Raw genomic sequence first — 22,730 nt, forward strand, 5'->3', positions numbered from 1 at the left:
AGCACGGCACCGCGCAAGAGGGGCCGGCTCCGCAGAATCCTCGGAATTACTACAACCCCGAGGCAACGATGCGTCTTTCCCGTACTTTCTCTTCCTGTCTCGCCGTGACCCTCTGCGCCCTTGCCTGGGCCGCAGCCGGCCCGGCCAACGCGCAGGCTTATCCGAACAAACCCATCACGCTGGTGGTGGCCTATCCGCCGGGTGGCTCGACCGACCTCACCGCGCGCGCGCTCGGCGTCGAGCTGTCGCATCGCCTGGGCGTGCCGGTGATCATCGACAACCTGGGCGGTGCCGGCGGCGCCATCGGCGCGCAGAAGGTCGCCAATGCGGCACCCGACGGCTACACGCTGCTTGCCGGTGCCAGCAACGAAATCGCCATCAACAAGCTGGTCAACAGCAACGTGAAGTACGAGGCGAAGGACTTCACGCCCATCGGCCTGATCGCCTCCCAGCCGCTGGTGCTGGTGGCGGCGCCGGGCGTCGGCGTGAAGAACACCGGCGAATTCCTCGCGCTGCTGAAGAAGAACCCCGGCAAGTACAGCTACGGCAGCTCCGGCGTCGGCACCTCGCTGCACCTGGCCGGAGAAATGGTCAAGCAGCAGGGCGGCGTCTTCATGACGCACGTGCCCTACCGCGGCGTGGCACCGCTCACCAACGACCTGCTGGGCGGCAACATCGACTTCGGCGTGTTCGTTCTCTCCAGCGCCCTGCCCTACATCCGCAGCGGCAAGATGGTGGCGCTCGGCACCACCGAGGCCAAGCGCTCGGCCATCACGCCCGACCTGCCCGCGCTCAGCGAAAGCCCGAGCCTCAAGAGCCTGGACATCGGCGTGTGGTTCGCGCTGATGGGGCCGGCGAAGTTGCCGGAGCCGGTATTGAGCCGGCTGAAGAAGGCACTGAGCGAGACGCTGCAGTCGCCCGACTTCCGCAAGAAGATGGAGGCCACCAGCTCGGTCGTCCCGACGACGAACGTGGACATCGACAAGTTCATCGTCACCGAAACCGCCAAGTACAAGACCATCGTCCAATTCGCCAACATCAAGGAATGAGCTTGTCCACGTTGTTTCAACTCCCCGCCCCCGACCTTTCTGCCTGGCGCGCCGGCAACACCGGCGTCGAAGGCGTCTGGCATTTCGAGGCCGAAGCGCCCGGCCGGCACGTGATGATCAGCGCGCTCGTGCACGGCAACGAAGTGTGCGGCGCCTGGGCGCTCAAGGGCCTGCTGGAAGCCGGCGTGCGACCACAAAGCGGCCGGCTCACGCTGGCGTTCTGCAACCTGGAAGCCTTCGACACCTTCGATGCGGCCGATCACGATGCCTCGCGCTTCGTCGACGAAGACCTCAACCGCCAGTGGTTGCCCGAGCGCATCGAGGCCGGTGGCACGCGGGAGCGGCGCCGCGCCGCCGCGCTGCAGCCCTATGTGACGCAGGCCGACTGGCTGCTCGACCTGCATTCGATGCACGAGCCCTCGGCGCCGCTGACGCTCACCGGCATCCAGCCGCGCAACCTGGTGCTGGCGCAGGCGATGCGCAGCCCGGAGCACGTGGTCATCGACGCAGGCCACAAGGACGGCGTGCGCATGCGCGACTTCGGCCGCTTCGGGGCGCCCGATGCCGACGCGCAGAGCGATGCACTGGCGCTGCTGGTCGAATGCGGTTTCCACGGCGATCCGGCCAGCCGCACCGTGGCGCAGGACCAGTGCGCGCGCTTCCTGCGCGCCGCCGGCACGCTGGACGACGACGCCATCGCGCAGCAACTGCCCGGCTGGCTGCAGCCCGACGCGCCGCGCCAGTGGGCGCTGGACGTGACCGGCCCGGTGGTCGCGCGCGGCGAAGACTTCCGCTTTGCGCAGCCCTTCACCGGCCTGGAAGTGATCGAGCGCGCGGGCACCGTGATCGGCTGGAACGAGGGCGAGCCCGTGGTCACGCCTTATGACGACTGCGTGCTCGTGATGCCCTCGACGCGCCAGGCCAAGCCCGGCGTGACTGTCGTGCGCTACGCCCGCCGCCGGCTGCTCTGAAACAACGTCGGGACGGCTGGCGGGAACCTTTGCGGCTGTGGCAAGCTCGGGACGGTATGAACCTCCGCACCCCGTCCCCCACCACCTCCCGCCGTCGGTTGCTGCGCGCGCTGCTGGGCGCCGCGGCCCTTCAGGCGCCGTTCGCGGCGCTGGCCGGCTTCAATTTCTTCACCAACGAGTACACCGCGACCCGCGACGAGCTGCAGACGCAGATCGCCAAGCGCTTTCCGGTGGCCGAGCGCTATGCCGAGATCTTCATGGTCGGGCTGCGCGATCCGCAACTGGCGCTCGATGCGCAAACCAACCGCGCGACCATCACTGCCACGCTGACCATTGCGAGCCCCCTGCTGGCGGCCTCGCCAGTCCAGGGGGTCGTGTCGGTCAGCAGCGCGCTCAGGTACGACGCCGCCACCCGTGCGCTGCGGCTCGATCACCCCAAGGCGGAAAAGCTCGAGCTGCAGGGCGTGGAAGGCCGCGATGCGCAGCGGCTGCAGAAGGTCGGCGGCGTGGTCGCTCAGGAACTGCTGCAAGGCCAGGTGCTGCGCAGCTTCACGGCCGATGAACTCACGGTCGGCCGCAAGACCTACGAGATCGGCGACATCACCGTGTTAGACAGTGGGATCAAAGTCCAACTCAAATGAAACACGCCCTTCTTGCCGTCGCCCTGACGCTCTCCGGCTGCACAGCCGTCATGCCCACGGCCAAGCAGCACTTCGACCTCGAAGCGCACCGTGGCGGACGCGGCCTTGCCCCTGAAAACACGCTGGCCGCCTTCTCGAATGCCATCGACCTCGGCGTGACCACGCTCGAACTCGACATCGGGCTCACGGCCGACGGCGTGGTCGTGATCTCGCACGACACCTCGCTCAACCCCGACCACACGCGCGACGCAAACGGTGCCTGGCTTGCGCCGAAGAGCGGCGCGGCGATCCGCTCGCTCACGCTGGCGCAACTGCAGACCTACGACGTGGGTCGCCTCAACCCCGCGAGCGACTACGGCAAGCAGTTCGCGCTGCAGCAGCCGCGCGATGGCGAGCGCATTCCGACGCTGGCCGCGCTGTTCGCACAAGTGCAAGCGCGCGGCGCCAATGCAGCGACGGTGCGCTTCAACATCGAGACCAAGATCGATCCGAACAAGCCGAATGAAACCGCCGCACCGGAGCCCATGGTGCGCGCGCTGCTGGCCGAGATCGACAAGGCCAAGATGGCCGACCGCGTGACCATCCAGAGCTTCAACTGGCGCACGCTGGCGCTGGTCGGCCAGCTCGCGCCGCAGTTGCCGCGCGCCTACCTCAGCACGGCCCGCACGCTCAAGGACAGCCGTTGGACGGCCGGCCTCGACGCCGCCGGCTTTGCCTCGGTGCCGAAGATGGTGAAGGCGGCGGCGGGCACGACGCCCGGCGCGGTGATCTGGTCGCCCGCCTACGCCGACCTGACACCCGCAGTCATCAAGGAAGCGCAGCGCCTGGGCATGAAGGTGCTGCCCTGGACCGTGAACCAACGCGCCGACATGCTGCGCCTGATGGACTGGGGCGCGGATGGCCTCATCACCGACTACCCCGACGTGCTGCGCGACCTGATACGCGAGCGCGGCCTGTCGCTGCCACCACCCGGAAAGGCCACGTCATGAGCGGCAACGCCAACCAGCAACTCGACGCCATCGCCGCGCGCCTGGGCGCATTGCGCAATGGCGGCGGCGGCTCGGTCACCACGCTGTCGACCGACGCCCGCACCAGCACCGAACTGCTCGCCGCCCTGCCCCCGCGTTACGGCGAGGTGCTGCTGAACCTGCTGGACCGGCTCGAATCGAGCGCGCTCTTCAGCGAAGAGAGCTGTTCCTTCAGCCAGAAAGACCTGCTCGACAACCTGCAGGTGTGGGCCGACAAGGCCCGCGGCCAACTGGTGTCTTAGGGCACCGGTTTATCATCGCGCCCCATGCGCACCCTGCTGCTCGCCTTGATGATCGTCCTGCTGCCCATTCGCGGCTGGCTCGGCGACGCCATGGCGGTCGAGATGGTGCGGCACTCGCTGCCCACGGCAGCAGTGGCCGTGTCGATGGCTTCTTCGGCCGCCATGGCCTCTGAAGCGCATTGCCATGAAGCCATGGAGGCCGGCAACGGCGCCATGGACATGGCCGACCACACCGGCTCCCACGACAACAGCAGCGACAACGGCGCAGACCATCAAGGCTGCAACACCTGCACCGCCTGCCAGGTCTGCCACACGGTGGCGCTCGGCGGCATGCCCCTCATCGACATCGTGCACGGTGCGCCCCAGGCGCCGCCCGCTGCACACGCGAGCCGCTTCGTCAGCGCAGAGCCCGCCCTGGGCTTCAAGCCGCCCATTTCCTGATCTCCCTGCCCGTAGTCCGTCCGCAGTGAGCCTTTGCAGGCTCGCAGCGTCCGTCGAATTGCTCATGGAGATCGAGCGTGAACCCCTTTGTTCGCTGGCAAGCTGCCGGCATCCCCAGCCATGTGACAACACCACATGGCGATCTGCGCCCGCCCAGCGGACGCATGGCCTCTCATTCATTCATCCGAAGTGCCGTTGCCCTGGCCGGCGTGTTGACGCTGGCCGGCTGCGCCAGCCTCTCGTCCGACGGCGGCATCGCCGACGTGCAGGCGCTGGTCAGCGGCAACCCGCTGATGGCGGGCACCACGGCCCAGCGCACGCCTGACGAGGCTTCGCAAAAGAGCGTCGATACGCTGCTCGCCAAGCCACTGGACGCCGAAGCCGCCGTGCGCATCGCGCTCGTCAACGGCCCGCGCGTGCAGGACGCCTTTGCCACGCTGCAACTGAGCGACGCCGACCGCGTGCAGGCCGCGAGCCTGCCGAACCCGGTGCTCTCTTTCAGCCGTCTGGCGCAGGGCAGCGAACGCGAGTTCGAGCGAATGCTCAGCTTCAACGTGGTGGGCCTGATCACGCTGCCGTGGCAGGCCCGCTGGGCCGGCCAGCGGCACGAGGCTGCCAAGTTGCAGGCCGCGCAGAGCGTGCTGATATTGGCCGCCGACACCCGCCGCGCCTGGGTGCGCGCGGTGGCGGCGCAACAAAGCGTGGTCTACCTGCGTGATGCGAAGGAGGCCACCGAAGCCGGCGCTGAACTCGCACACCGCATGGCCAAAGCCGGCAACTGGAGCGCCCTGCAACGCACGCGCGAACAACTGCTGCTGGCCGACGCGGCCGCGCAGCTTGCGCGGGCCGAGCAGGCCGCCGTCGCGAGCCGCGAACAGCTCACGCGCCTGATGGGCCTGAGCGGCACACGCATCAGCTACACCTTGCCCGACCGCCTGCCGCCGCTGCCGCAAGCCGCGCCCGAGCTGGGCGACGTGCAGGCGCTGGCGCTGCGCGACCGGCTCGATGTGCGCTCGGCGCAGTCGCACAACACGGCGGTCGCCGGTTCGCTCGGCCTCACGCACGCCACCAGCGTGATCAACGCAATGGAACTGGGCGTGGTGCGCAACACCACGTTCGACAACGACGCCGACCGCACGAAAAAGACCAAGCGCGGCTTCGAGCTCGATCTGCCCATTCCGATCTTCGACTGGGGCCAGGCGCGCAACGGCCGCGCCGAGGCGCAGTACCTGCAGTCGGCCGCACGCGTGCGCGACGTGGGTGTGCTGGCCGCGAGCGAGGCACGCGAGGCCTGGCAGGGCTGGAACACCGCCTACGCCATCGCCCGCCGCTACCGCGACGAGGTGTTGCCGCTGCGCAAGCAGGTGAACGAAGAGATGGTGCTGCGCTACAACGGCATGCTCGCGAGTGTGTGGGAGCTGCTGGGCGAAACGCGCGCGAGCATGCTGGTGGTGAACGCCGGCATCGAGGCGCAGCGCGACTTCTGGCTGGCGGACACCGATCTGCAGCTGGTGCTCACGGGCAGCTCGCCCGGTGGCATGACGGCACTGCAGACGGCTGCGACCGGTGAACCTGCGGCGGGGGGGCACTGAGATGACAGCTTGCTCTTCTGTTCGTCGCGTTGTTGTGTTTGGCGTGCGTTGTTCTGAGCGCTGCCGTTCAGGGCGTCGCTCACGCCGACACGGTGCTCTTTTTCGCGAATGTCCCCCGCTTCGCTCCTCCTTTATTTCGCGAAAAAGAGCCCCGTATCGGCGCGAGCGTTGGACAGAGCGGTCGTTGATCGCAGGATCAATCAGAGCGTGCCCATGTGCGAATGACGCCGGGAGCTCCCCGCAGCGAAATAAAGGAGGAGCGAAGCGGGGGACATTCGCGGAGGGGAGCACCTGGTGTCATTCGCACTCGCCCCGAATGAACCCGCACCCACACCCGAGCCACAGCAACATCTCCGCCAAGGACAACTGAAATGAACCGACGCAACTTCTTCGCGGGCGCTGCAACGGCCGTCGCCGCATCAACAGTCAGCCGCGTGTCGATGGCCGCACTGCCCGAACCGGTGACCCAAAGCTCCACCGCCACCGCACCACCGCTCGTGCCGCCGAATGGCCGGCCCTACAACCCCGTCGTCACCCTCAACGGCTGGACCTTGCCCTGGCGCATGAACGCCGGCGTCAAGGAATTTCACCTCGTCGCTGAACCCGTGGTGCGCGAAATGGCGCCCGGCTTCAAGGTCAACATGTGGGGCTACAACGGCCAGTCGCCCGGTCCGACCATCGAAGTGGTCGAGGGTGACCGCGTGCGCATCTACGTCACCAACAAGCTCCCTGAACACACGACCGTGCACTGGCACGGCCAGCGCCTGCCCAACGGCATGGACGGCGTGGGCGGCATCACGCAGCCGCACATTCCGCCCGGCAAGACCTTCGTCTACGAGTTCACCGCACGCCGCCCCGGCACCTTCATGTACCACCCGCATGCCGACGAGATGGTGCAGATGGCGATGGGAATGATGGGCTTCTGGGTCACCCATCCGAAGGCAGACCATCCGCTGATCGAGCCCGTGCAGCGCGACTTCTGCTTTCTGCTCGGCAGCTTCGACATCGAGCCCGGCAGCGCCACGCCCAAGGTCAACACCATGACCGACTTCAACATCTGGAGCTTCAACAGCCGCGTGTTCCCGGCCATCGACACGCTGAACGTGCGCAAGGGCGACCGCGTGCGCATCCGCGCGGGCAACCTCACGATGACCAACCACCCGATCCACATCCACGGCCACGAGTTCGAGGTGACCGGCACCGATGGCGGCCCCGTGCCGCGCACCGCACGCTGGCCCGAGGTGTCGGTCGACGTGGCGGTGGGCCAGATGCGGCAGATGGAGTTCATCGCCGACGAGGAAGGCGACTGGGCGCTGCACTGCCACAAGGCGCATCACACGATGGGGCCGATGGGCCACGACGTGCCGACCATGATCGGCGTCGACCAGAAAGGCGTGGTCGACAAGATCCGCAAGCTGGTGCCCGACTACATGGTGATGGGCGACAAGGGCATGGCGGACATGGGCGAGATGGAAATGCCCATCCCCGACAACACGATGCCGATGATGACCGGCACCGGCCCCTTCGGATCGGCCGAGATGGGCGGCATGTTCACGCTGCTCAAGGTGCGACGCGACCAGAAACCGGGCGACTACCGCAACCCCGGCTGGTTCAAGCACCCGGCCGGGACCGTCGCGCGCGAAGTGCCCGGCGCGGCCGTACCGCCGGCCACGCGCAGCACCTCTTCTGCCAAGGACGGCGACGGCAAGACCGACGCCACTGTGCGCAAGCCCTCGGGCCAGGGCGCTCACAACCACTGATCATTTTTCTGGAAGTCATTTCATGAACAAGACACTCGCATCCATCGCCGCCTGCCTCGCACTCGCTGGCGCCGCCACCATGGCGCAGGCCCACGAGAACCACGGCGCCAAGCCCCACGGCACCACCACGGCCGCGCCCGAACAGAAGCCCTGGGGCATCGCCGGCCAGGCGCGCTCGGTGAAACGCACCATCGACATCGCGATGGCCGACGACATGACCTTCACCCCCTCGGTGATCGAAGTGCGCGAGGGCGACACCATCCGCCTGCGACTGAAGAACCGCGGCAAGGAGCTGCATGAACTCGTGCTGGGAACCACGGCCGAGATCGAAGCCCATGCGGCCATGATGAAGAAATTCCCGGACATGGAGCACGACGACCCGTGGATGGTGCACGTGCCCGCCGGCAAGACCGGCGACATGGTCTGGACCTTCAACCGCGCCGGCGATTTCGACTTCGCCTGTCTGGTGAAGGACCACTACGAACTCGGCATGGCCGGCCGCATCCGCGTGCTGGCCGCCGCCGCGCCCAAGCCATGACGACAAGGAAAGAACCATGCAACGACGAACACTGCTGAAACGCGCCGCCCCGCTGCTGGCGCTCGCCTCCGCCGCCACATTGCCGCTCGCGGCCCTGGCCGCGGCGCCGATGGTCGAGATCTGGAAAGACCCGAACTGCGGCTGCTGCCAGGACTGGGTCAAGCACCTCAACAAGAACGGTCTGGCCACCCGCGTGCACGACGAAGGCAACAGCGCCGCGCGCGAACGGCTGGGCGTGCCCGCCAAGCTGGGCTCGTGCCACACCGGGCGGGTCGGTGGCTATGCCATCGAAGGCCATGTGCCCGCGCGCGAAGTGCATCGCCTGCTGAAGGAAAAGCCCAAGGCCATCGGCCTTGCCGTGCCCGGGATGCCGGTCGGCTCGCCGGGCATGGACGGCCCGGCGTATGGCGATCAGCGCGATCCCTACGACGTGCTGCTGATCCTCGCCGACGGCAGCACGCACATCTACCAAAGCTACCGCTGAACTCTTTGACAACCCTCGAAATGAAATTCACCATGAAAAAACTCGTTACCGCGCTCTCGGCCGCCCTGCTTGCCGCCGCTGCATTCGCCCAGGCCACGCTGCCGTCCGTCGACGGCGAAGTGCGCAAGATCGACACCGATGCGAAGAAGATCACCCTCAAGCACGGCGACATCCAGAACCTCGACATGATGGGCATGACGATGGTCTTCCGCGTGAAAGACCCGGCCCTGCTCACCAAGGTCAAGGCCGGCGACAAGGTGCGCTTCACGGCCGACAAGGTCGACGGCGCGCTGACGGTCATGTCGATCGAGCCGGCCAACTGAGTCCGGGGAGCCCCGTCGCCGCATCCCTAGAATGCGGCGACGAACACGCCGGACACAGGAACAGAACTTGGCCAAACGAAGCTATCTCGACTTCGAGCACCCCATTGCGGAACTCGAATCCCGGATCGACGCCTTGCGCTCGATGCAGGAAGGGTCCGCAGTAGACATTTCGCAGGAAATCGACCAGCTCGACAAGAAGGGCCAGCAACTCACCAAGGACATCTACGGTGAACTCACGCCGTGGCAGGTCTTCAAGATCGCACGGCACCCGGAGCGCCCGCTCACGCTCGACTACATCCAGGCCATCTTCACGGACTTCGTCGAACTGCACGGCGACCGCCACTACGCCGACGACATGGCGCTGGTCGGTGGCCTGGCCCGCTTCAATGGCACGCCCTGCATGGTGCTCGGCCACCAGCGCGGCGCCGACACCCGCGAGCGCGTGCTGCGCAACTACGGCATGTGCAAGCCCGAGGGCTATCGCAAGGCGCTGCGCCTGATGAAGACGGCCGAAAAATTCGGCCTGCCGGTGTTCACCTTCGTCGACACCATGGGCGCCTACCCCGGCATCGACGCCGAGGAGCGCGGCCAGTCCGAGGCCATCGGCCGCAACATCCTGGAAATGGCGCAGCTCGAAGTGCCGATCGTCACCACGGTGATCGGTGAAGGCGGCTCCGGCGGTGCGCTCGGCATCGCGGTGGCCGACCAGATGCTGATGCTGCAGTACGCGGTGTATTCGGTGATCAGCCCCGAAGGCTGCGCATCGATTCTCTGGAAGACCAGCGAACGGGCGCAGGACGCGGCCGAGGCGCTGGGCATCACCGCGCCGCGCCTGAAGGCGCTCGGCCTGATCGACAAGATCGTGAGCGAGCCGGTCGGCGGCGCCCACCGCGATCCGAAGCAGGCTGCGGCGTCGCTCAAGCGCGCGCTCGGCGACGCGCTGCGGCAACTGACCGACCTGAAGCCCCAGGCGCTGGTCGACCAGCGCTACGCGAAGCTGCAGAGCTACGGGCGCTTCGTGGACATCAAGGCGAGTGCAGGCGGGCGCTGAAAACCCGCCCAGGACTCAGCCGAAGCGCTTCGGATCGAACGGCGCCAGCGACGTTTCGGGCGTGATGCCCGCAAGCAATTGCGCCGCAAGCCGCCCCGTGCGCGCCGAGCCGCACAAGCCCACATGGCCGTGCCCGAAGGCCAGCACGATGTCGGCGCTGGCCGCCGACGGACCGATGCAGGGCAAGCCATCGGGCAAGCTGGGACGATGGCCGAGCCACTGCTTCACGGTCGTGGTGCCAGCCGTGTCTGCAAGCGCGGGAAACATCGATTGCAGATGGCGATGCAGGATCTGGGCGCGGCGCCAGTCTGGCGCGGCTTCGAGCCCGCCGATCTCGACCTGGCCTGCGGCGCGCAGGCCACCGTTCATCCAGTGGGCGATGAGCTTGCCGTCCGCCACCATCACCGGCGTGCGCGGCCCCACCGCGGCGCCTTCGACGACGACGTGGTAGCCGCGCTCGGACTCGAGCGGCACGGCGGAGCCTGCCGCTGCCGCCAGCGCGCCGGAGCGCGCACCGGCGCAGATGGCGGCCGCATCGCAGGAGATCTCGCCGGCTTCGGTCAGCACCGCGCGCAACCGGCCACCCTCGATGCGAAAACCTGTAGCACGCGTGGCAAGGCGATCGGCACCGCCCGCCTGCGCATGCCGCGCCAAGGCCGCCACATAGCTGCCCGGATCACGGCAATGGCCGGCTTCGGGCACGAAGATGCCGAGCGTGTAGCGCGCGTCGAGGTCCGGCTCTTGGCGACGCAGTTCATCGGCCGACCATTCCTCCCAATGGACACCCGTGCGCTGGCGCACGCGCCACGCCAGCGCATCGCCGTCGAATTCGTCGCGCGAGCGATAGGCATGCAGCAGGCCCCGCTGTTCGATGAGCTGCGGCACGCCCGCCTCGGCCGCGAGCCCCGCATGCAAGGCCGGCGCATCCACCAGCAAGGTCCGCAGCGCGTCGGCGGTGCGCTGCACGCGAGCCTCGGTCCAGCCCGATGCCAGATAGCGCAGCAGCCACGGCGTGGCGCGCGGCAGGTAACGCCAGCGCAACGCGAGCGGCCCCAGCGGGTCGGCCAGCCAACCGGGCACCTTGCGCCAGGCGCCGGGCAGCGCGGGCGGCACCACCGAATGCGACGACAGCCAGCCGGCGTTGCCGTAACTCGCGGCCTGCGGGCCGCCGGGCTCGCCGGGCTCGACCACCGTCACGCGCAAGCCGGCGCGCAGCGCCTCGATGGCGGTGGCGCTGCCCACGGCGCCCGCGCCGATCACCACGACGTGACGCCGCGTATCACCATCCTTGGAGAAACTACTTCTTGCAACTGTCATGGCGCCTATCGTAGAGGCGCGGTCTCATAATCGGCCGCCATGTCAGCCCCCTCTTCCACCCTTTCTCATTCCGCCGGCTCCATCACCGACGTCGCCGGCATCGAAGTCGGTCATTTCTCCGACACCCGCCGTCCCACAGGCTGCACCGTGATCATGGCGCGCGAAGGCGCGGTGGGCGGCGTGGACGTGCGTGGCGCGGCCCCCGGCACGCGCGAGACCGACCTGCTGGCACCCGGCAACCTCGTGCAGCACGTGCACGCCGTGATGCTCGCGGGCGGCAGCGCCTGGGGCCTGGCCGCCGCCGAGGGCGCCATGCGCTGGATGGAAGAGCGCGACATCGGCATGGACGTGCGCTTCGGCACCCTGCCCATCGTGCCCGCCGCGGTGCTGTTCGACCTGCCGATGGGCGATGCGCGCATCCGCCCTGATGCGGCGGCCGGCTACGCAGCCTGCGAAGCAGCGAGCACCGCCGCCCCCGCCGAAGGCAACGTGGGCGCAGGCACCGGCGCACTGGTGGGCAAGCTCTTCGGCGTGAACCGCGCGATGAAGGGCGGCATCGGCACCGCGTCGGTCACGGTCGGTGGCGTCACTGTGGGCGCACTGATCGCGGTCAATTCGCTGGGCGACGTGATCGACCACAACACCGGCCAGCCGGTGGCCGGTGCGCGCACCGAGGACGGCAAGGCCCTGCTCGACACCCGCCGGGCCCTGCTGCGCGGCGACCTGCCCAAGCCGCTGCTGGCGGGCACCAACACAACCATCGGCGTGATCGCCACCGATGCCGTGCTGACCAAGGTGCAGGCCAACCGGCTGGCCAACGTGTCCCACGACGGGCTGGCGCGCGCCATCAACCCGGTGCACACCATGAGCGACGGCGACACGCTGTTCGCGCTGGCCACCGGTCGCGTGCCGCTCGAGGGCAATGCGCCGGGCATGACCGTGCTCAGCACCATGGCGGCCGAGGTGGTGGCCATTGCCACATTGCGCGCGGTGCATGCGGCACGCGCCGTCACGGTGGGCGAGCTTCACATTCCCTGCGCCGCGGACCTGGCCGCAACACGCGGCTGAAAAAAAGAAAGGACCACCATGGCGTTCCCCAGAACACTGAAGCTGATCCTGCTGTCGATCCGCGACCTGATGGCTTCGGCGGGGCCCATCGTGTTCCTCGTCATCGGCCTGCTGATCGCCGCCTACTGGTGGCTGCAGCCGCAGCCACCGAAGCACGTGACGCTGGCCACCGGCCCGACCGGCAGCGCCTACGCCCAGTTCGGCAAGCGCTATGCGGAAGCCCTGAAGCACAGCGGCATCGAGGTGGAACTGAAAGCCACCTCGGGCTCGACCGAAAACCTGCAGCTGCTGCGCACCGGTGGGGCCGACGTGGGCTTCGTGCGCGGCGGCAGTGCCGACCCGGTGGCCGACGAACAGGCCGGCCTCAGCTCGCTGGGCAGCCTGTTCTTCGAGCCGATCTGGCTGTTCTATCGCGCCGACTCGGCGCAGAAGATCGACCGCAAGACCAGCACGCTGACCTCGCTCGCGCAATTGCACGGCCTGCGCGTGAACGTCGACATGCCAGGCAGCGGCCTGCCGGAGATCATGGAGCGTCTGCTCAAGGCCAACAGGCTCGGACCCGACGACGTGCTGCTGTCGAACCTCGAACAGGCCGCCGCGGCCGGGGCGCTGGAAGCCGGGCTGCTCGATGCCATCGTGCTGTCTTCGGCGCCGCAGTCGCCACAGGTGCAGCACCTGCTGCGGGCGGACGGCATCAAGCTGATGGACTTCGGCCAGGCCGACGCCTACTCGCGACGCTTTCCTTTCCTGTCGACCGTGACGCTGCCGCGCGGCGTGGTCGACCTGTCGAAAGACCTGCCATCGCACGACGTGTCGCTGCTCGCGGCCACCACCTCGTTGCTGTCGCGCGAAGAAACCCACCCGGCCCTGCGCCAGTTGTTCGCACAGGCGGCGCAGACGGTGCACAGCGGCGCCGGCTGGTTCAACCGTGCGCGCGATTTTCCGAACACGCGCACCAGCGAACTGCCGGTGAGCCCCGAGGGCGACCGCGCCATCAACGGCACGCCACCGGTCTGGCAGCGCTACCTGCCCTTCTGGGCCAGCAACCTTGTCGAACGCATGTGGCTGGTGCTCGGCGGCCTGCTGGTGCTGATGCTGCCGCTGAGCCGCGTGATTCCGCCGCTCTACCAGTTCCGTGTGCGCCGCCGCGTGTTCCGTTGGTACGCGCGGTTGCGCGACATCGAGGCGAAGGTGGACGCCAAGCGCGGCGAACGCGACACGCTGCTCAAGGAGCTGGACGAGCTGGATCGCGTGGTCAACAAGGTGGCCGTGCCGCTGTCGTATGCCGACGAGCTTTATGCGCTGCGCAACAACATCTATGCGGTGCGCAAGCGGGTGCTGGCGGGTTCGCCGCCCAAGGACGACGTGGCGTCCGGCGAACCGGATGAGGCTGAGACTGCCTGACGCGCATTTCGTGCAGACGCTGATCGATTTCGCCGAGCCGCGAAGCGACGGAAAGACGCGGCTGCGCGCGGCTTTCGGAGCGCCTTCGCGCATGCTCGTGGCGCGCACGCCGGACGAGGTGCGGTCGGTGCTGGAAGCGGTCGAGGCGTTGTCGCGCGAAGGGCGCTGGTGCGTGGGCTACCTGCGCTACGAAGCGGCGGCCGCCTTCGATCCTGCATTCGCGGTGCATGCGAGCGAAGGGCCACTGGCGTGGTTCGGGGTGCATGACGCCACGCTGCCGTGGCCTCTGGAAGATGCATCCGATGGGTTCGTGCCGGCGATCGAATGGCAGTCCGCGCTGTCGCGTGCGGCATTCGACAGGAACATGCAGGCCATCCACAGCGCCATCAGCAATGGCGAGCTGTATCAGCTCAACTACACGGCGCCGTTGAGCGCCAAGTTCCGTGGCGATCCGCAGGCCTTGTTCATGGCCCTGCAACGGGCGCAGCCGAATGGCTACGCCGCCTTCATCGACACCGACGAGGAGCAGGTGCTGTCGGTGTCGCCCGAGTTGTTCTTCGACTGGCAGGGCGAGCGCATCCTTGCCCGGCCCATGAAAGGCACAGCCCCGCGCGGCGCGACACCCGCCGAAGACGAGGCACTGGCGCTGCAACTGCGCACCGTGCCCAAGGAGCGCGCCGAGAACGTGATGATCGTGGACCTGATCCGCAACGACCTCTCACGCGTGGCGCAGCCTTTCTCGGTGCGCGTGCCCCGGCTCTTCCACACCGAGGCGCTGCCGACCGTGTGGCAGATGACCTCCGATGTCGAGGCGACGGTGCGCGAAGGCGTCTCGCTGGTGGATGTGTTCGCGGCGCTGTTCCCCTGCGGCTCCATCACCGGCGCGCCGAAGGTCAGCGCGATGCGGATGATCCACGCACTGGAACCCGAGGCGCGTGGCGTGTATTGCGGCGCGGTGGGCGTGGTGCGGCCGGGTGGCCATGCGACCTTCAACGTGCCGATCCGCACCGTGACCCTGCGCGGCACCGACGCACGATGCGGTATCGGCAGCGGCATCACGGCCGATGCGCGCGCGGATGCGGAATGGGACGAGTGGCGGCACAAGCGGGCTTTTCTCGGCAAGGGTGGCACGCCTGCACCAGTGGCTGCCGAACCACCTTTCGATCTGCTCGAAACACTTGCGCTGGTGAACGGCCATCTGCGCGATGCGCCGGCGCATCTGGCGCGCATGCGGAACGCAGCTGCGCACTTCGGCTTTCCCTGGGACGAAGCGCTTGTGGCGCAATGCCTGCATCGCCTGAGCGGCGCGCATCCGACGGGCGCACGGCGTGTGCGCCTGCTGCTCGATGCACAAGGACAACCGCGTGCGGAAGCCTTCGCGATGGATGCGGCACCGGCGCGTGTCCGATTGCAGCTCGCCACACGCGCCTTCGACGAAGCCGACAGCGACTTCTCGCGCTTCAAGACCACGCGCCGCGCGCACTACGAGGCCTTCGCGCCCACCGAGCCCGGCGTGTTCGACACCCTGCTCTGGAACCGCCACGGCGAGATCACCGAATGCACGCGCGGCAACATCGCGCTGCTGCTCGACGGCCGCTGGGTCACGCCGCCGCTGCGCTGCGGGCTGCTGGACGGCATCGGCCGCGCGCGCCGCATCCGCGAAGGACAGCTTGCCGAAGCCGTCGTGCGGGTGGACGATCTGCCCCGGGTGCAGGCCTTCGCCTTCGTGAACAGCCTGCGCGGCCGGCTCGACGCGGATCTGTACCCTTCGCAAAAATAGTTCGGCAAAGCGCTTGACTTAGAGCGCGCTCCAACTTTGAGAATCAACGCCATGGAAACCAGTCTGACCATTGCGCAAGTCGCACAGCGCACCGGCCTTACGGCCCACACGCTGCGCTACTACGAGCGCATCGGGCTGATTGCCGCGGTGTCCCGTGCACCGGGCGGTCAGCGGCGCTATGCGAGCGCCGACATGGACTGGCTGGCTTTCCTGTTGCGCCTGCGCGAGACCGGCATGCCGATTCAGGGCATGCAGGCCTTCGCCGGGCTTCGAAGCCAGGGGGACGCCAGCGTGAGCGAACGGCGCGAGATGCTCGAACAGCATCTCGCCGAGGTTCAGGCCAGGGTGCAGGCGCTGCAGCAATCGATGCAGGCGCTTTCGCTCAAGATCGAACACTACCGCGCGATCGAAAAGCGTCCCTCTCGTACTCCGCCAAAGGGCACAGCCCCGGAAAGAAAGACGAGCGATGACGAACACACAAGCAAGCCAGAACAACAGCAGCGGCAACGACAACCTGCGCTACGCGCGCGGCCTGGCCAAGCTCCAGGAAATCGACGGTGAAGGCGGCGTCAAGGTGGTCGAGAGCCTGGCCGACATCGCGCCGGACTTCGCCCGCCTGCTGATCGAGTTTCCGTTCGGCGACGTCTACTCGCGCCCCGGCCTCGACCTGCGTGCCCGCGAGATCGCGGTGGTGGCCGCGCTCACGGCCATGGGCAATGCCGCGCCGCAGCTCAAGGTGCACATCCAGGGCGCATTGAATGTCGGCGTGACGCGCACCGAGGTGATCGAGATCATCATGCAGATGGCGGTGTACGCGGGCTTTCCGGCGGCGCTCAACGGCCTGACCGCGGCGCGCGAGGTGTTTGCGGCCGACGATGAAAAAAGCGCGCGGCCCCTTGCGGAACCGCGCGCTCTTGTCGAAGCAGCTTGAGGCTTGTTTGGGGGCCGTCGTGCCCCCACCCCAACCCTCCCCCGGGAGGGGAGGGAGAAAGACCAGGCCTTACTTGAGGGCCTTGTAGCGCATGCGCTTGGGCTTGGCGCCTTCTTCACCAAGGCGCTTCTTCTTGTCGGCTTCGTACTCCTGGTAGTTGCCGTCGAAGAAGGTCCACTGGCTGTCGCCTTCGGCCGCGAGGATGTGCGTGGCGATACGGTCGAGGAACCAGCGGTCATGGCTGATCACCATGACCGTGCCGGCGAATTCGAGCAGCGCATCTTCGAGCGCGCGCAAGGTTTCGACGTCCAGGTCGTTCGACGGTTCATCGAGCATCAGCACGTTGCCGCCGGCGATCAGGGTCTTGGCGAGGTGCAAACGACCGCGCTCACCGCCCGACAGCGTGCCGACCTTCTTCTGCTGGTCCGCCCCATTGAAGTTGAAGCGGCCTGCATACGCACGGCTGGCCATCTGGAACTTGCCGACGTTGATGATGTCCAGGCCGTTCGAGATGTCCTCCCACACGGTCTTCTGATTGGCGAGTTCGTCGCGGTGCTGGTCGACGAAAGCCGCCTTGACGGTCGAGCCGATGACCACACTGCCGGCGTCCGGCTGTTCCTTGCCCGCGAGCAGCTTGAAGAGCGTCGACTTGCCGGCGCCATTCGGGCCGATGATGCCGACGATCGCGCCCGGCGGCACGGTGAAGCTCAGGTTGTCGATCAGCATGCGGTCGCCGAAGGACTTGCTGACGCCGTGGAACTCGAACACCTGCTGACCCAGCCGCTCCGCCACCGGAATGAAGATTTCCTGGGTCTCGTTGCGCTTCTGGTATTCCATGTCGCTCAGCTCTTCGAAGCGGGCCAGGCGGGATTTGCTCTTGGCCTGGCGTGCCTTCGGGTTCTGGCGCGACCATTCCAGTTCCTTCTTCAGCGCCTTGGCGTGGGCTTCTTCGCTCTTCTGCTCCTGCGCCAGGCGTTCGCCCTTCTGCTCGAGCCAGGTGCTGTAGTTGCCCTTCCAGGGAATGCCGCGACCGCGGTCCATTTCCAGGATCCACTCGGCCGCGTTGTCCAGGAAGTAGCGATCGTGGGTGATGGCCACCACGGTGCCCGTGAAGCGCTGCAGGAACACTTCGAGCCACTCCACCGATTCGGCGTCCAAGTGGTTGGTCGGCTCATCGAGCAGCAGCATGTCGGGCTTGGACAGCAAGAGACGGCACAGCGCCACGCGCCGCTTTTCGCCGCCTGACAGCAGGCCGATCTTCGCGTCCCACGGCGGAAGGCGCAGGGCATCGGCGGCGATTTCCAGTTGATGTTCGGAATCGGTGCCGGCGGTGGCGATGATGGCTTCGAGCTCGGCCTGCTCGGCGGCCAGCGCGTCGAAATCGGCGTCCTCGGCACCATAGGCGATGTACACCTCTTCGAGGCGCGCCTTGGCCGCGAACACCGCGCCCATGGACTCTTCGACCGATTCGCGCACCGTGTGCTCGGCGTTGAGCTTGGGTTCCTGCTCCAGATAGCCGATCGTCATCCCCGGCATGGGCAGCGCCTCGCCCTCGAACTCCTTGTCCACACCCGCCATGATCTTGAGCAGCGTGGACTTGCCCGAGCCGTTCAGGCCAAGCACGCCGATCTTGGCGCCGGGGAAGAAAGAGAGCGAAATGTCTTTCAAGAGCTGCCGCTTGGGCGGCACGGTCTTGCTGACGCGGTTCATCGAATAGACGTATTGAGCCATCTGGGAGTAGTTACCTTGGGTACAAAGATTCGGGGAAAAGCGCGGTCGCCAGAAAGAAGCCCTTGGGAGGCATTCGGGCGCGGCAAACCACCGATTATCGACTCATGCGACAATACACACCGTTGCCGGGTCCAGTTGCCCGCAACACCGGCTCTCTGCCGGGGACGAAGAAAGCCCTTTATCACGACGGGTTTTTCGGCTCCCACCCCTGACCTTCATCTGCCTTGACTGGCTCGGCGTCAACAAGACGCCAAGCGGGCCGATGCCACTGCGCCGTGTATGGCGCTTATTGTTTCCAATGAATTTTGATGAACTGAAGCTGGCTCCTGCCATCTTGAAGGCTGTGCACGAGCACGGTTACGACACCCCGACCCCCATCCAGGCGCAAGCCATCCCCGCCGTGCTCGACGGCCACGACCTGCTCGGCGGCGCCCAGACCGGCACCGGCAAGACGGCCGCCTTCACGCTGCCGATGCTGCACAAGCTCACCATGAGCCGCAGCGCCACCAACAAGTTCGGCGGCGTCGGCATCCGCGCCCTCGTGCTGACCCCCACCCGCGAACTCGCGGCCCAGGTCGAAGAGTCGGTGCGCACCTATGGCAAGTACCTGCAGCTCGAATCGACCGTGATCTTTGGCGGTGTCGGCATGAACCCCCAGATCAGCAAGCTCAAGAAGGGCGTCGACATCCTCGTCGCCACGCCCGGCCGCCTGCTCGACCTGCAACAGCAAGGCATGCTCGACCTGAGCCAAGTCCAGATGCTGATCCTGGACGAAGCCGACCGCATGCTCGACATGGGCTTCATCCACGACGTGAAGAAGATCCTCGCGCTGGTGCCCAAGGAAAAGCAGAGCCTGCTGTTCTCGGCCACCTTCAGCGACGAAATCCGCGACCTGGCCGCCACGCTGCTCAAGAACCCGCAAAGCATCCAGGTCACGCCGCGCAACACCACCGTGCAGCGCATCACCCAGGTGATCCACCCCGTGGGCCGCGGCAAGAAGAAGGCGCTGCTCGCGCACATCATCAACGAGAACAAGTGGAGCCAGGTGCTCGTGTTCACGCGCACCAAGTTCGGCGCCAACAGCGTGGCCGAGTTCCTGACCAAGAACGGCATCGAGGCGATGGCGCTGCACGGCAACAAGAGCCAGAGCGCACGCACGCAGGCGCTGGCCGGCTTCAAGAGCGGCGACATCCGCGCGCTGGTGGCCACCGACATCGCGGCCCGCGGCATCGACATCGACGAGCTGCCGCACGTCGTGAACTACGAAATCCCGAACGTCAGCGAAGACTACGTTCACCGCATCGGCCGCACCGGCCGTGCCGGTTCGAGCGGCGAAGCCGTGAGCTTCGTGTGCCTGGACGAAGAAGGCTTCATGCAGGAAATCGAACGCTTCACCAAGCAGACGATTCCAGTGCAGATCGTCGAGGGCTTCGGTCCTGAAGACGGCGAACGCGCCGAGCCGATCGCCATGGGTCGCCAGACGATCTGGGGCGGCGCCGGTCGTCCGCCGAGCCGCGACGTGATGCAGGCAGCTGCCAAGGCTGCGCGCACCGAGATGCTCTCGCGCATCCGCGAGAACAAGGCCGGCCAAGGTGGCGGCGAACGCGCTGGTGGTGGTGGTGGCGGCGGTCAACGCCGTGGTGGCCAGGGCGGTGGCGGCGGTGGCGGTCAAGGCCGCAACCCCAATGGCGGCGGCCAGGGCCAGGGTCAAGGCCCGCGTGGCCAGGGTGCACGCGCACCGCAAGGCCGCGGCCCGCAAGGTCCGGCACGCGCGCCGCACCATGCGCCCCAGCATCAACAACAGAATCATCTGCCGCATGACGAGCGCCAACCGCGCCATCACGGCAACAGCCACAGCCCGACGCAAGCCAACCAAGTCGCGCACCTGCGTGCCGAAGCGGTCTCGGGTGGCGAGGGTCAGCCGGATCCGTTGCGCACGAGCGTCGACCACATGGGTGCAGGCCGTGGACGCGGTCGCCCGAGTGGCGGCGGTGGTGGTGGCTACGGCGGCAACCGTTCGGGCGGCGGTGGCCGTTCGGGTGGCGGCGGTGGTGGCTACGGCGGCGGCGGTGGCGGCCGTTCCGGTGGTGGCGGCGGCGGTGGCCGTTCTTTCGGCCGCTAAGAGCACACACATCCGGGTAGCGCGCCTGCCCGGAACCTGAGCAAGGGCACTTCGGTGCCCTTTTTCTTTGGTGGCGCGGCGGTGCCATGACCGGGCCACAATCGTGTCGCCATGCAATACATCCCACCCAACTACGCCACCCTCTTCGTAGCCACCTGCAACCTCCTGAACCTCGCGAACCCGAATCGCGTGTACTACGAAAACCAGGACGCCTACACCGAGCGTGAGTACGAGCGAAAGATCGAATGGACCGGCGAGCGTTTCCACGCGCTCAATGCCGATGTGCTCGCGGTACAGGAGGTGTGGGACGAAGCCGCGCTGAAAGCCGCCATCGCGCGCAGCGGCTTGCGCTATGACTTCGTCTCGGTGCCGGGTGCCGAGAACACGCCGCCGCCCGGCAGCCCTGCTGGCACGCCTGCAAGGCCAGGCGCGCAGGGCACGCCGCGCGTGGGCATTGCAACGCGACTGCAGGTGGACCACATCCAATCTTTCTTCGATTTCCCTCCGGGCTTCAGCGTCGAGGTGCCCGGTATCGGCCCGCACACGCGCTTCGAGCGCCCGCCCCTGCTGGCCACGCTGCGCATGAAGCACGGCCAGCAAGTGCATGTGCTGACGGTGCACCTGAAGTCCAAGCGGCCGAAGTTCCTGCAGGACGCGCAGGGCAACCATCTCGAAGACCGAGACGACCGCAAGGTGGGCGTGATGGCCTCGTTGCGCTCGCTGCTGATGCGCGGCGCGGAGGCCGCCGCCCTGCGCTGCATCGTCATCGACCTGCTGCAGGGCACGGACACGCCGCTGGTGGTGATGGGCGACTTCAACGACAACCCGCACAGCGTGACCACGCAACTGGTGGCCGCGACGTCCGAGGTGGCCTACGACAAGTCCGCGCGCGACGTGGCGCTGTTCAACGCCTACGAAATGCAGGGCGAGTCGGCGCTCAAGAAAGACGTGGCCTATTCCCACATCCACCAGGGCTTTCCGGACGTGCTCGACCAGATCCTGGTGAGCGAGGAATTCATCGCGAACAGCCGCCACAGCCTGGGCGATGTGCGGCGGGTCGACTACTTCAACGACCACCTGCACGAAGGGCGCGACCGCTCGCGCTCGGACCACGGCTTCGTGCGCGCGCTGCTGCGGCTGCGCACGGCCTGAACCCCGCGCCTGGGCGAGGTCAGCCCATGCGCTTGCCGGTCTGCCGGTCGAACAGGTGCACGCTCTCGGCATCGATCGCGAGCCGCACGATCTCGTCGGGCCTGGCATCGACACGGCCATGCACCGCCAGCACCAGCTTGGCCTCGCCGACCTGCACCAGCAACTCGGTCTCGGCGCCCGTGGGCTCAACCACGATCACCTTCGCCTCCACGCCGTGCGAGCCGCCACCCAGCGTGATGTCGCCCGGCCGGATGCCGTAGTGCACCGGCTGGCCATCGGGCGCCGAAGCACCCGCGGCCACAGGCCAGCGCGCGCCCTGTGCCTCGACATGGCATTCGCCGCCCGAGCGCCGCACCGTGCCTTCGATGACGTTCATCGACGGTGAGCCAATGAACTGCGCGACGAACAGGTTGTCGGGCCGGTCGTACAGATCGAGCGGCGTGCCGATCTGCTCGACGATGCCGTCGTGCATGACCACGATGCGGTCGGCCATGGTCATGGCCTCGATCTGGTCATGCGTCACGTACACGGTGGTGGTCTTCAGGCGCTGGTGCAGCGACTTGATCTCGGCACGCATTGCCACGCGCAGCTTGGCGTCGAGGTTCGACAGCGGCTCGTCGAACAGGAACACCTTCGGATCGCGCACGATGGCACGGCCCATGGCCACGCGCTGGCGTTGCCCGCCAGACAGCTCGCGCGGGTAGCGTCCGAGCAGTGCATCGAGGTTGAGGATCTTCGCGGCCCGCATCACGCGTTCGTCGGTCACCGACTTTTCGGCGTTGCGCAGGCGCAGGCTGAAGCCCATGTTCTCGCCCACCGTCATGTGCGGATAGAGCGCGTAGCTCTGGAACACCATGGCGATGTCGCGGTCCTTCGACTCGAGGTCGTTGACCACGCGGCCGTCGATCATGATCTCGCCGCCGCTGATGTCTTCCAGGCCGGCGAGCATGCGCAGCAGCGTCGACTTGCCGCAGCCCGAAGGCCCGACCAGCACCACGAACTCGCCATCGGTGATGTCGAAGCCCAGGCCCTTGATGATCTGGACCTTGCCGAAGGATTTCTGGATATTGCGAAAGGATACGGATGCCATGTGTTGTCCCTGAAA

At 67.3% G+C, this 22,730-nt stretch carries 22 protein-coding genes; 19 read left to right on the forward strand and 3 right to left on the reverse strand.

Annotation, left to right across the window (positions count from 1 at the left end; genetic code table 11):
• Positions 1-68: 68 nt before the first annotated feature.
• From H7F35_RS01255 to H7F35_RS01310, 12 genes are all read left to right on the forward strand, one after another.
• Positions 69-1,049 (forward strand): Bug family tripartite tricarboxylate transporter substrate binding protein, encoded by a 981-nt coding sequence (locus H7F35_RS01255; protein ID WP_187111183.1) that lies wholly within the window; start codon positions 69-71, stop codon positions 1,047-1,049.
• 2 nt (positions 1,050-1,051) lie between these two features.
• A complete protein-coding gene (locus tag H7F35_RS01260) occupies positions 1,052-2,020 on the forward strand; it encodes a succinylglutamate desuccinylase/aspartoacylase family protein (RefSeq protein WP_410010754.1) in 969 nt (322 codons plus the stop codon).
• Positions 2,021-2,076: 56 nt separating this feature from the next.
• The gene (locus tag H7F35_RS01265) at positions 2,077-2,661 is read left to right on the forward strand and encodes a DUF1439 domain-containing protein (protein ID WP_187111185.1); all 585 of its coding nucleotides are present in this window, start codon (positions 2,077-2,079) and stop codon (positions 2,659-2,661) included.
• The gene (locus tag H7F35_RS01270; RefSeq protein WP_187111186.1) at positions 2,658-3,650 is read left to right on the forward strand and encodes a glycerophosphodiester phosphodiesterase; all 993 of its coding nucleotides are present in this window, start codon (positions 2,658-2,660) and stop codon (positions 3,648-3,650) included. Before H7F35_RS01265 ends, H7F35_RS01270 begins: the two co-directional genes overlap by 4 nt.
• Entirely contained in the window at positions 3,647-3,931 is a 285-nt protein-coding gene (locus tag H7F35_RS01275) for a hypothetical protein (protein WP_187111187.1), read from the forward strand. The genes H7F35_RS01270 and H7F35_RS01275 overlap by 4 nt, the downstream gene beginning before the upstream one ends.
• A 24-nt stretch (positions 3,932-3,955) precedes the next feature.
• Positions 3,956-4,372: a hypothetical protein gene (locus H7F35_RS01280; RefSeq protein WP_187111188.1), complete on the forward strand. Its 417-nt coding sequence runs from the start codon at positions 3,956-3,958 to the stop codon at positions 4,370-4,372.
• Positions 4,373-4,449: 77 nt separating this feature from the next.
• Positions 4,450-5,964: a TolC family protein gene (locus H7F35_RS01285; protein WP_410010755.1), complete on the forward strand. Its 1,515-nt coding sequence runs from the start codon at positions 4,450-4,452 to the stop codon at positions 5,962-5,964.
• Positions 5,965-6,335: 371 nt separating this feature from the next.
• On the forward strand, positions 6,336-7,724 hold the full coding sequence (locus H7F35_RS01290; RefSeq protein ID WP_187111189.1) for a multicopper oxidase family protein: 1,389 nt from the start codon (positions 6,336-6,338) through the stop codon (positions 7,722-7,724).
• 22 nt (positions 7,725-7,746) lie between these two features.
• Positions 7,747-8,262, forward strand: a complete 516-nt coding sequence (locus H7F35_RS01295; RefSeq protein ID WP_187111190.1) for a plastocyanin/azurin family copper-binding protein — start codon at positions 7,747-7,749, stop codon at positions 8,260-8,262.
• Positions 8,263-8,278: 16 nt separating this feature from the next.
• Positions 8,279-8,746 (forward strand): DUF411 domain-containing protein, encoded by a 468-nt coding sequence (locus H7F35_RS01300; protein ID WP_187111191.1) that lies wholly within the window; start codon positions 8,279-8,281, stop codon positions 8,744-8,746.
• Between the two features lie 32 nt (positions 8,747-8,778).
• Positions 8,779-9,069: a copper-binding protein gene (locus H7F35_RS01305; protein WP_187111192.1), complete on the forward strand. Its 291-nt coding sequence runs from the start codon at positions 8,779-8,781 to the stop codon at positions 9,067-9,069.
• A gap of 67 nt (positions 9,070-9,136) precedes the next feature.
• Positions 9,137-10,120 carry an acetyl-CoA carboxylase carboxyltransferase subunit alpha gene (locus H7F35_RS01310; RefSeq protein WP_187111193.1) on the forward strand — a complete coding sequence of 328 codons (984 nt, stop codon included), beginning with the start codon at positions 9,137-9,139 and terminating at the stop codon, positions 10,118-10,120.
• Between the two features lie 15 nt (positions 10,121-10,135).
• On the opposite strand, the gene H7F35_RS01315 is transcribed toward H7F35_RS01310, so the two are convergent.
• Positions 10,136-11,437, reverse strand: a complete 1,302-nt coding sequence (locus H7F35_RS01315; protein ID WP_187111194.1) for an NAD(P)/FAD-dependent oxidoreductase — start codon at positions 11,435-11,437, stop codon at positions 10,136-10,138.
• 39 nt (positions 11,438-11,476) lie between these two features.
• Between H7F35_RS01315 and H7F35_RS01320 the strand changes: the two genes are divergently transcribed.
• From H7F35_RS01320 to H7F35_RS01340, 5 genes are read left to right on the forward strand one after another with little or no spacing between them, the layout of a single operon-like run.
• Positions 11,477-12,505 carry a P1 family peptidase gene (locus H7F35_RS01320; RefSeq protein WP_187111195.1) on the forward strand — a complete coding sequence of 343 codons (1,029 nt, stop codon included), beginning with the start codon at positions 11,477-11,479 and terminating at the stop codon, positions 12,503-12,505.
• Between the two features lie 18 nt (positions 12,506-12,523).
• Positions 12,524-13,909: a TAXI family TRAP transporter solute-binding subunit gene (locus tag H7F35_RS01325; protein WP_187111196.1), complete on the forward strand. Its 1,386-nt coding sequence runs from the start codon at positions 12,524-12,526 to the stop codon at positions 13,907-13,909.
• Positions 13,890-15,689 carry an aminodeoxychorismate synthase component I gene (gene pabB / locus H7F35_RS01330; RefSeq protein ID WP_187111197.1) on the forward strand — a complete coding sequence of 600 codons (1,800 nt, stop codon included), beginning with the start codon at positions 13,890-13,892 and terminating at the stop codon, positions 15,687-15,689. The genes H7F35_RS01325 and pabB overlap by 20 nt, the downstream gene beginning before the upstream one ends.
• A 51-nt stretch (positions 15,690-15,740) precedes the next feature.
• A complete protein-coding gene (locus H7F35_RS01335; RefSeq protein ID WP_187111198.1) occupies positions 15,741-16,250 on the forward strand; it encodes a MerR family transcriptional regulator in 510 nt (169 codons plus the stop codon).
• On the forward strand, positions 16,156-16,620 hold the full coding sequence (locus tag H7F35_RS01340; RefSeq protein WP_187111199.1) for a carboxymuconolactone decarboxylase family protein: 465 nt from the start codon (positions 16,156-16,158) through the stop codon (positions 16,618-16,620). Before H7F35_RS01335 ends, H7F35_RS01340 begins: the two co-directional genes overlap by 95 nt.
• 69 nt (positions 16,621-16,689) lie before the next feature.
• Here the strand turns inward: H7F35_RS01340 and ettA are convergent, their stop codons facing one another.
• Positions 16,690-18,351: an energy-dependent translational throttle protein EttA gene (gene ettA, locus H7F35_RS01345; protein WP_187111200.1), complete on the reverse strand. Its 1,662-nt coding sequence runs from the start codon at positions 18,349-18,351 to the stop codon at positions 16,690-16,692.
• A gap of 298 nt (positions 18,352-18,649) precedes the next feature.
• Here ettA and H7F35_RS01350 point away from each other — a divergent pair, with 298 nt between their 5' ends.
• Both H7F35_RS01350 and H7F35_RS01355 read left to right on the forward strand, forming a co-directional pair.
• Entirely contained in the window at positions 18,650-20,473 is a 1,824-nt protein-coding gene (locus H7F35_RS01350; RefSeq protein WP_187111201.1) for a DEAD/DEAH box helicase, read from the forward strand.
• A gap of 111 nt (positions 20,474-20,584) precedes the next feature.
• Complete coding sequence (locus H7F35_RS01355; protein ID WP_187111202.1) at positions 20,585-21,625, forward strand: endonuclease/exonuclease/phosphatase family protein; 1,041 nt, start codon at positions 20,585-20,587, stop codon at positions 21,623-21,625.
• Positions 21,626-21,644: 19 nt separating this feature from the next.
• On the opposite strand, the gene H7F35_RS01360 is transcribed toward H7F35_RS01355, so the two are convergent.
• A complete protein-coding gene (locus tag H7F35_RS01360) occupies positions 21,645-22,715 on the reverse strand; it encodes an ABC transporter ATP-binding protein (protein ID WP_187111203.1) in 1,071 nt (356 codons plus the stop codon).
• Between the last annotated feature and the right edge of the window lie 15 nt (positions 22,716-22,730).

Source organism: Variovorax sp. PAMC26660 (genome assembly GCF_014302995.1).
Classification (GTDB): domain Bacteria; phylum Pseudomonadota; class Gammaproteobacteria; order Burkholderiales; family Burkholderiaceae_C; genus Variovorax.

Coding starts and splice junctions, on each gene's coding strand:
- H7F35_RS01350 (WP_187111201.1), top strand. CDS start 18,650: ATGAATTTTGATGAACTGAAGCTGGCTCCTGCCATCTTGAAGGCTGTG.
- H7F35_RS01300 (WP_187111191.1), top strand. CDS start 8,279: ATGCAACGACGAACACTGCTGAAACGCGCCGCCCCGCTGCTGGCGCTC.
- H7F35_RS01265 (WP_187111185.1), top strand. CDS start 2,077: ATGAACCTCCGCACCCCGTCCCCCACCACCTCCCGCCGTCGGTTGCTG.
- H7F35_RS01295 (WP_187111190.1), top strand. CDS start 7,747: ATGAACAAGACACTCGCATCCATCGCCGCCTGCCTCGCACTCGCTGGC.
- H7F35_RS01290 (WP_187111189.1), top strand. CDS start 6,336: ATGAACCGACGCAACTTCTTCGCGGGCGCTGCAACGGCCGTCGCCGCA.
- H7F35_RS01355 (WP_187111202.1), top strand. CDS start 20,585: ATGCAATACATCCCACCCAACTACGCCACCCTCTTCGTAGCCACCTGC.
- H7F35_RS01315 (WP_187111194.1), bottom strand. CDS start 11,437: ATGACAGTTGCAAGAAGTAGTTTCTCCAAGGATGGTGATACGCGGCGT.
- H7F35_RS01255 (WP_187111183.1), top strand. CDS start 69: ATGCGTCTTTCCCGTACTTTCTCTTCCTGTCTCGCCGTGACCCTCTGC.
- H7F35_RS01340 (WP_187111199.1), top strand. CDS start 16,156: ATGACGAACACACAAGCAAGCCAGAACAACAGCAGCGGCAACGACAAC.
- H7F35_RS01325 (WP_187111196.1), top strand. CDS start 12,524: ATGGCGTTCCCCAGAACACTGAAGCTGATCCTGCTGTCGATCCGCGAC.
- ettA (WP_187111200.1), bottom strand. CDS start 18,351: ATGGCTCAATACGTCTATTCGATGAACCGCGTCAGCAAGACCGTGCCG.
- H7F35_RS01270 (WP_187111186.1), top strand. CDS start 2,658: ATGAAACACGCCCTTCTTGCCGTCGCCCTGACGCTCTCCGGCTGCACA.
- H7F35_RS01280 (WP_187111188.1), top strand. CDS start 3,956: ATGCGCACCCTGCTGCTCGCCTTGATGATCGTCCTGCTGCCCATTCGC.
- H7F35_RS01320 (WP_187111195.1), top strand. CDS start 11,477: ATGTCAGCCCCCTCTTCCACCCTTTCTCATTCCGCCGGCTCCATCACC.
- H7F35_RS01335 (WP_187111198.1), top strand. CDS start 15,741: ATGGAAACCAGTCTGACCATTGCGCAAGTCGCACAGCGCACCGGCCTT.
- H7F35_RS01275 (WP_187111187.1), top strand. CDS start 3,647: ATGAGCGGCAACGCCAACCAGCAACTCGACGCCATCGCCGCGCGCCTG.
- H7F35_RS01360 (WP_187111203.1), bottom strand. CDS start 22,715: ATGGCATCCGTATCCTTTCGCAATATCCAGAAATCCTTCGGCAAGGTC.
- H7F35_RS01305 (WP_187111192.1), top strand. CDS start 8,779: ATGAAAAAACTCGTTACCGCGCTCTCGGCCGCCCTGCTTGCCGCCGCT.
- pabB (WP_187111197.1), top strand. CDS start 13,890: ATGAGGCTGAGACTGCCTGACGCGCATTTCGTGCAGACGCTGATCGAT.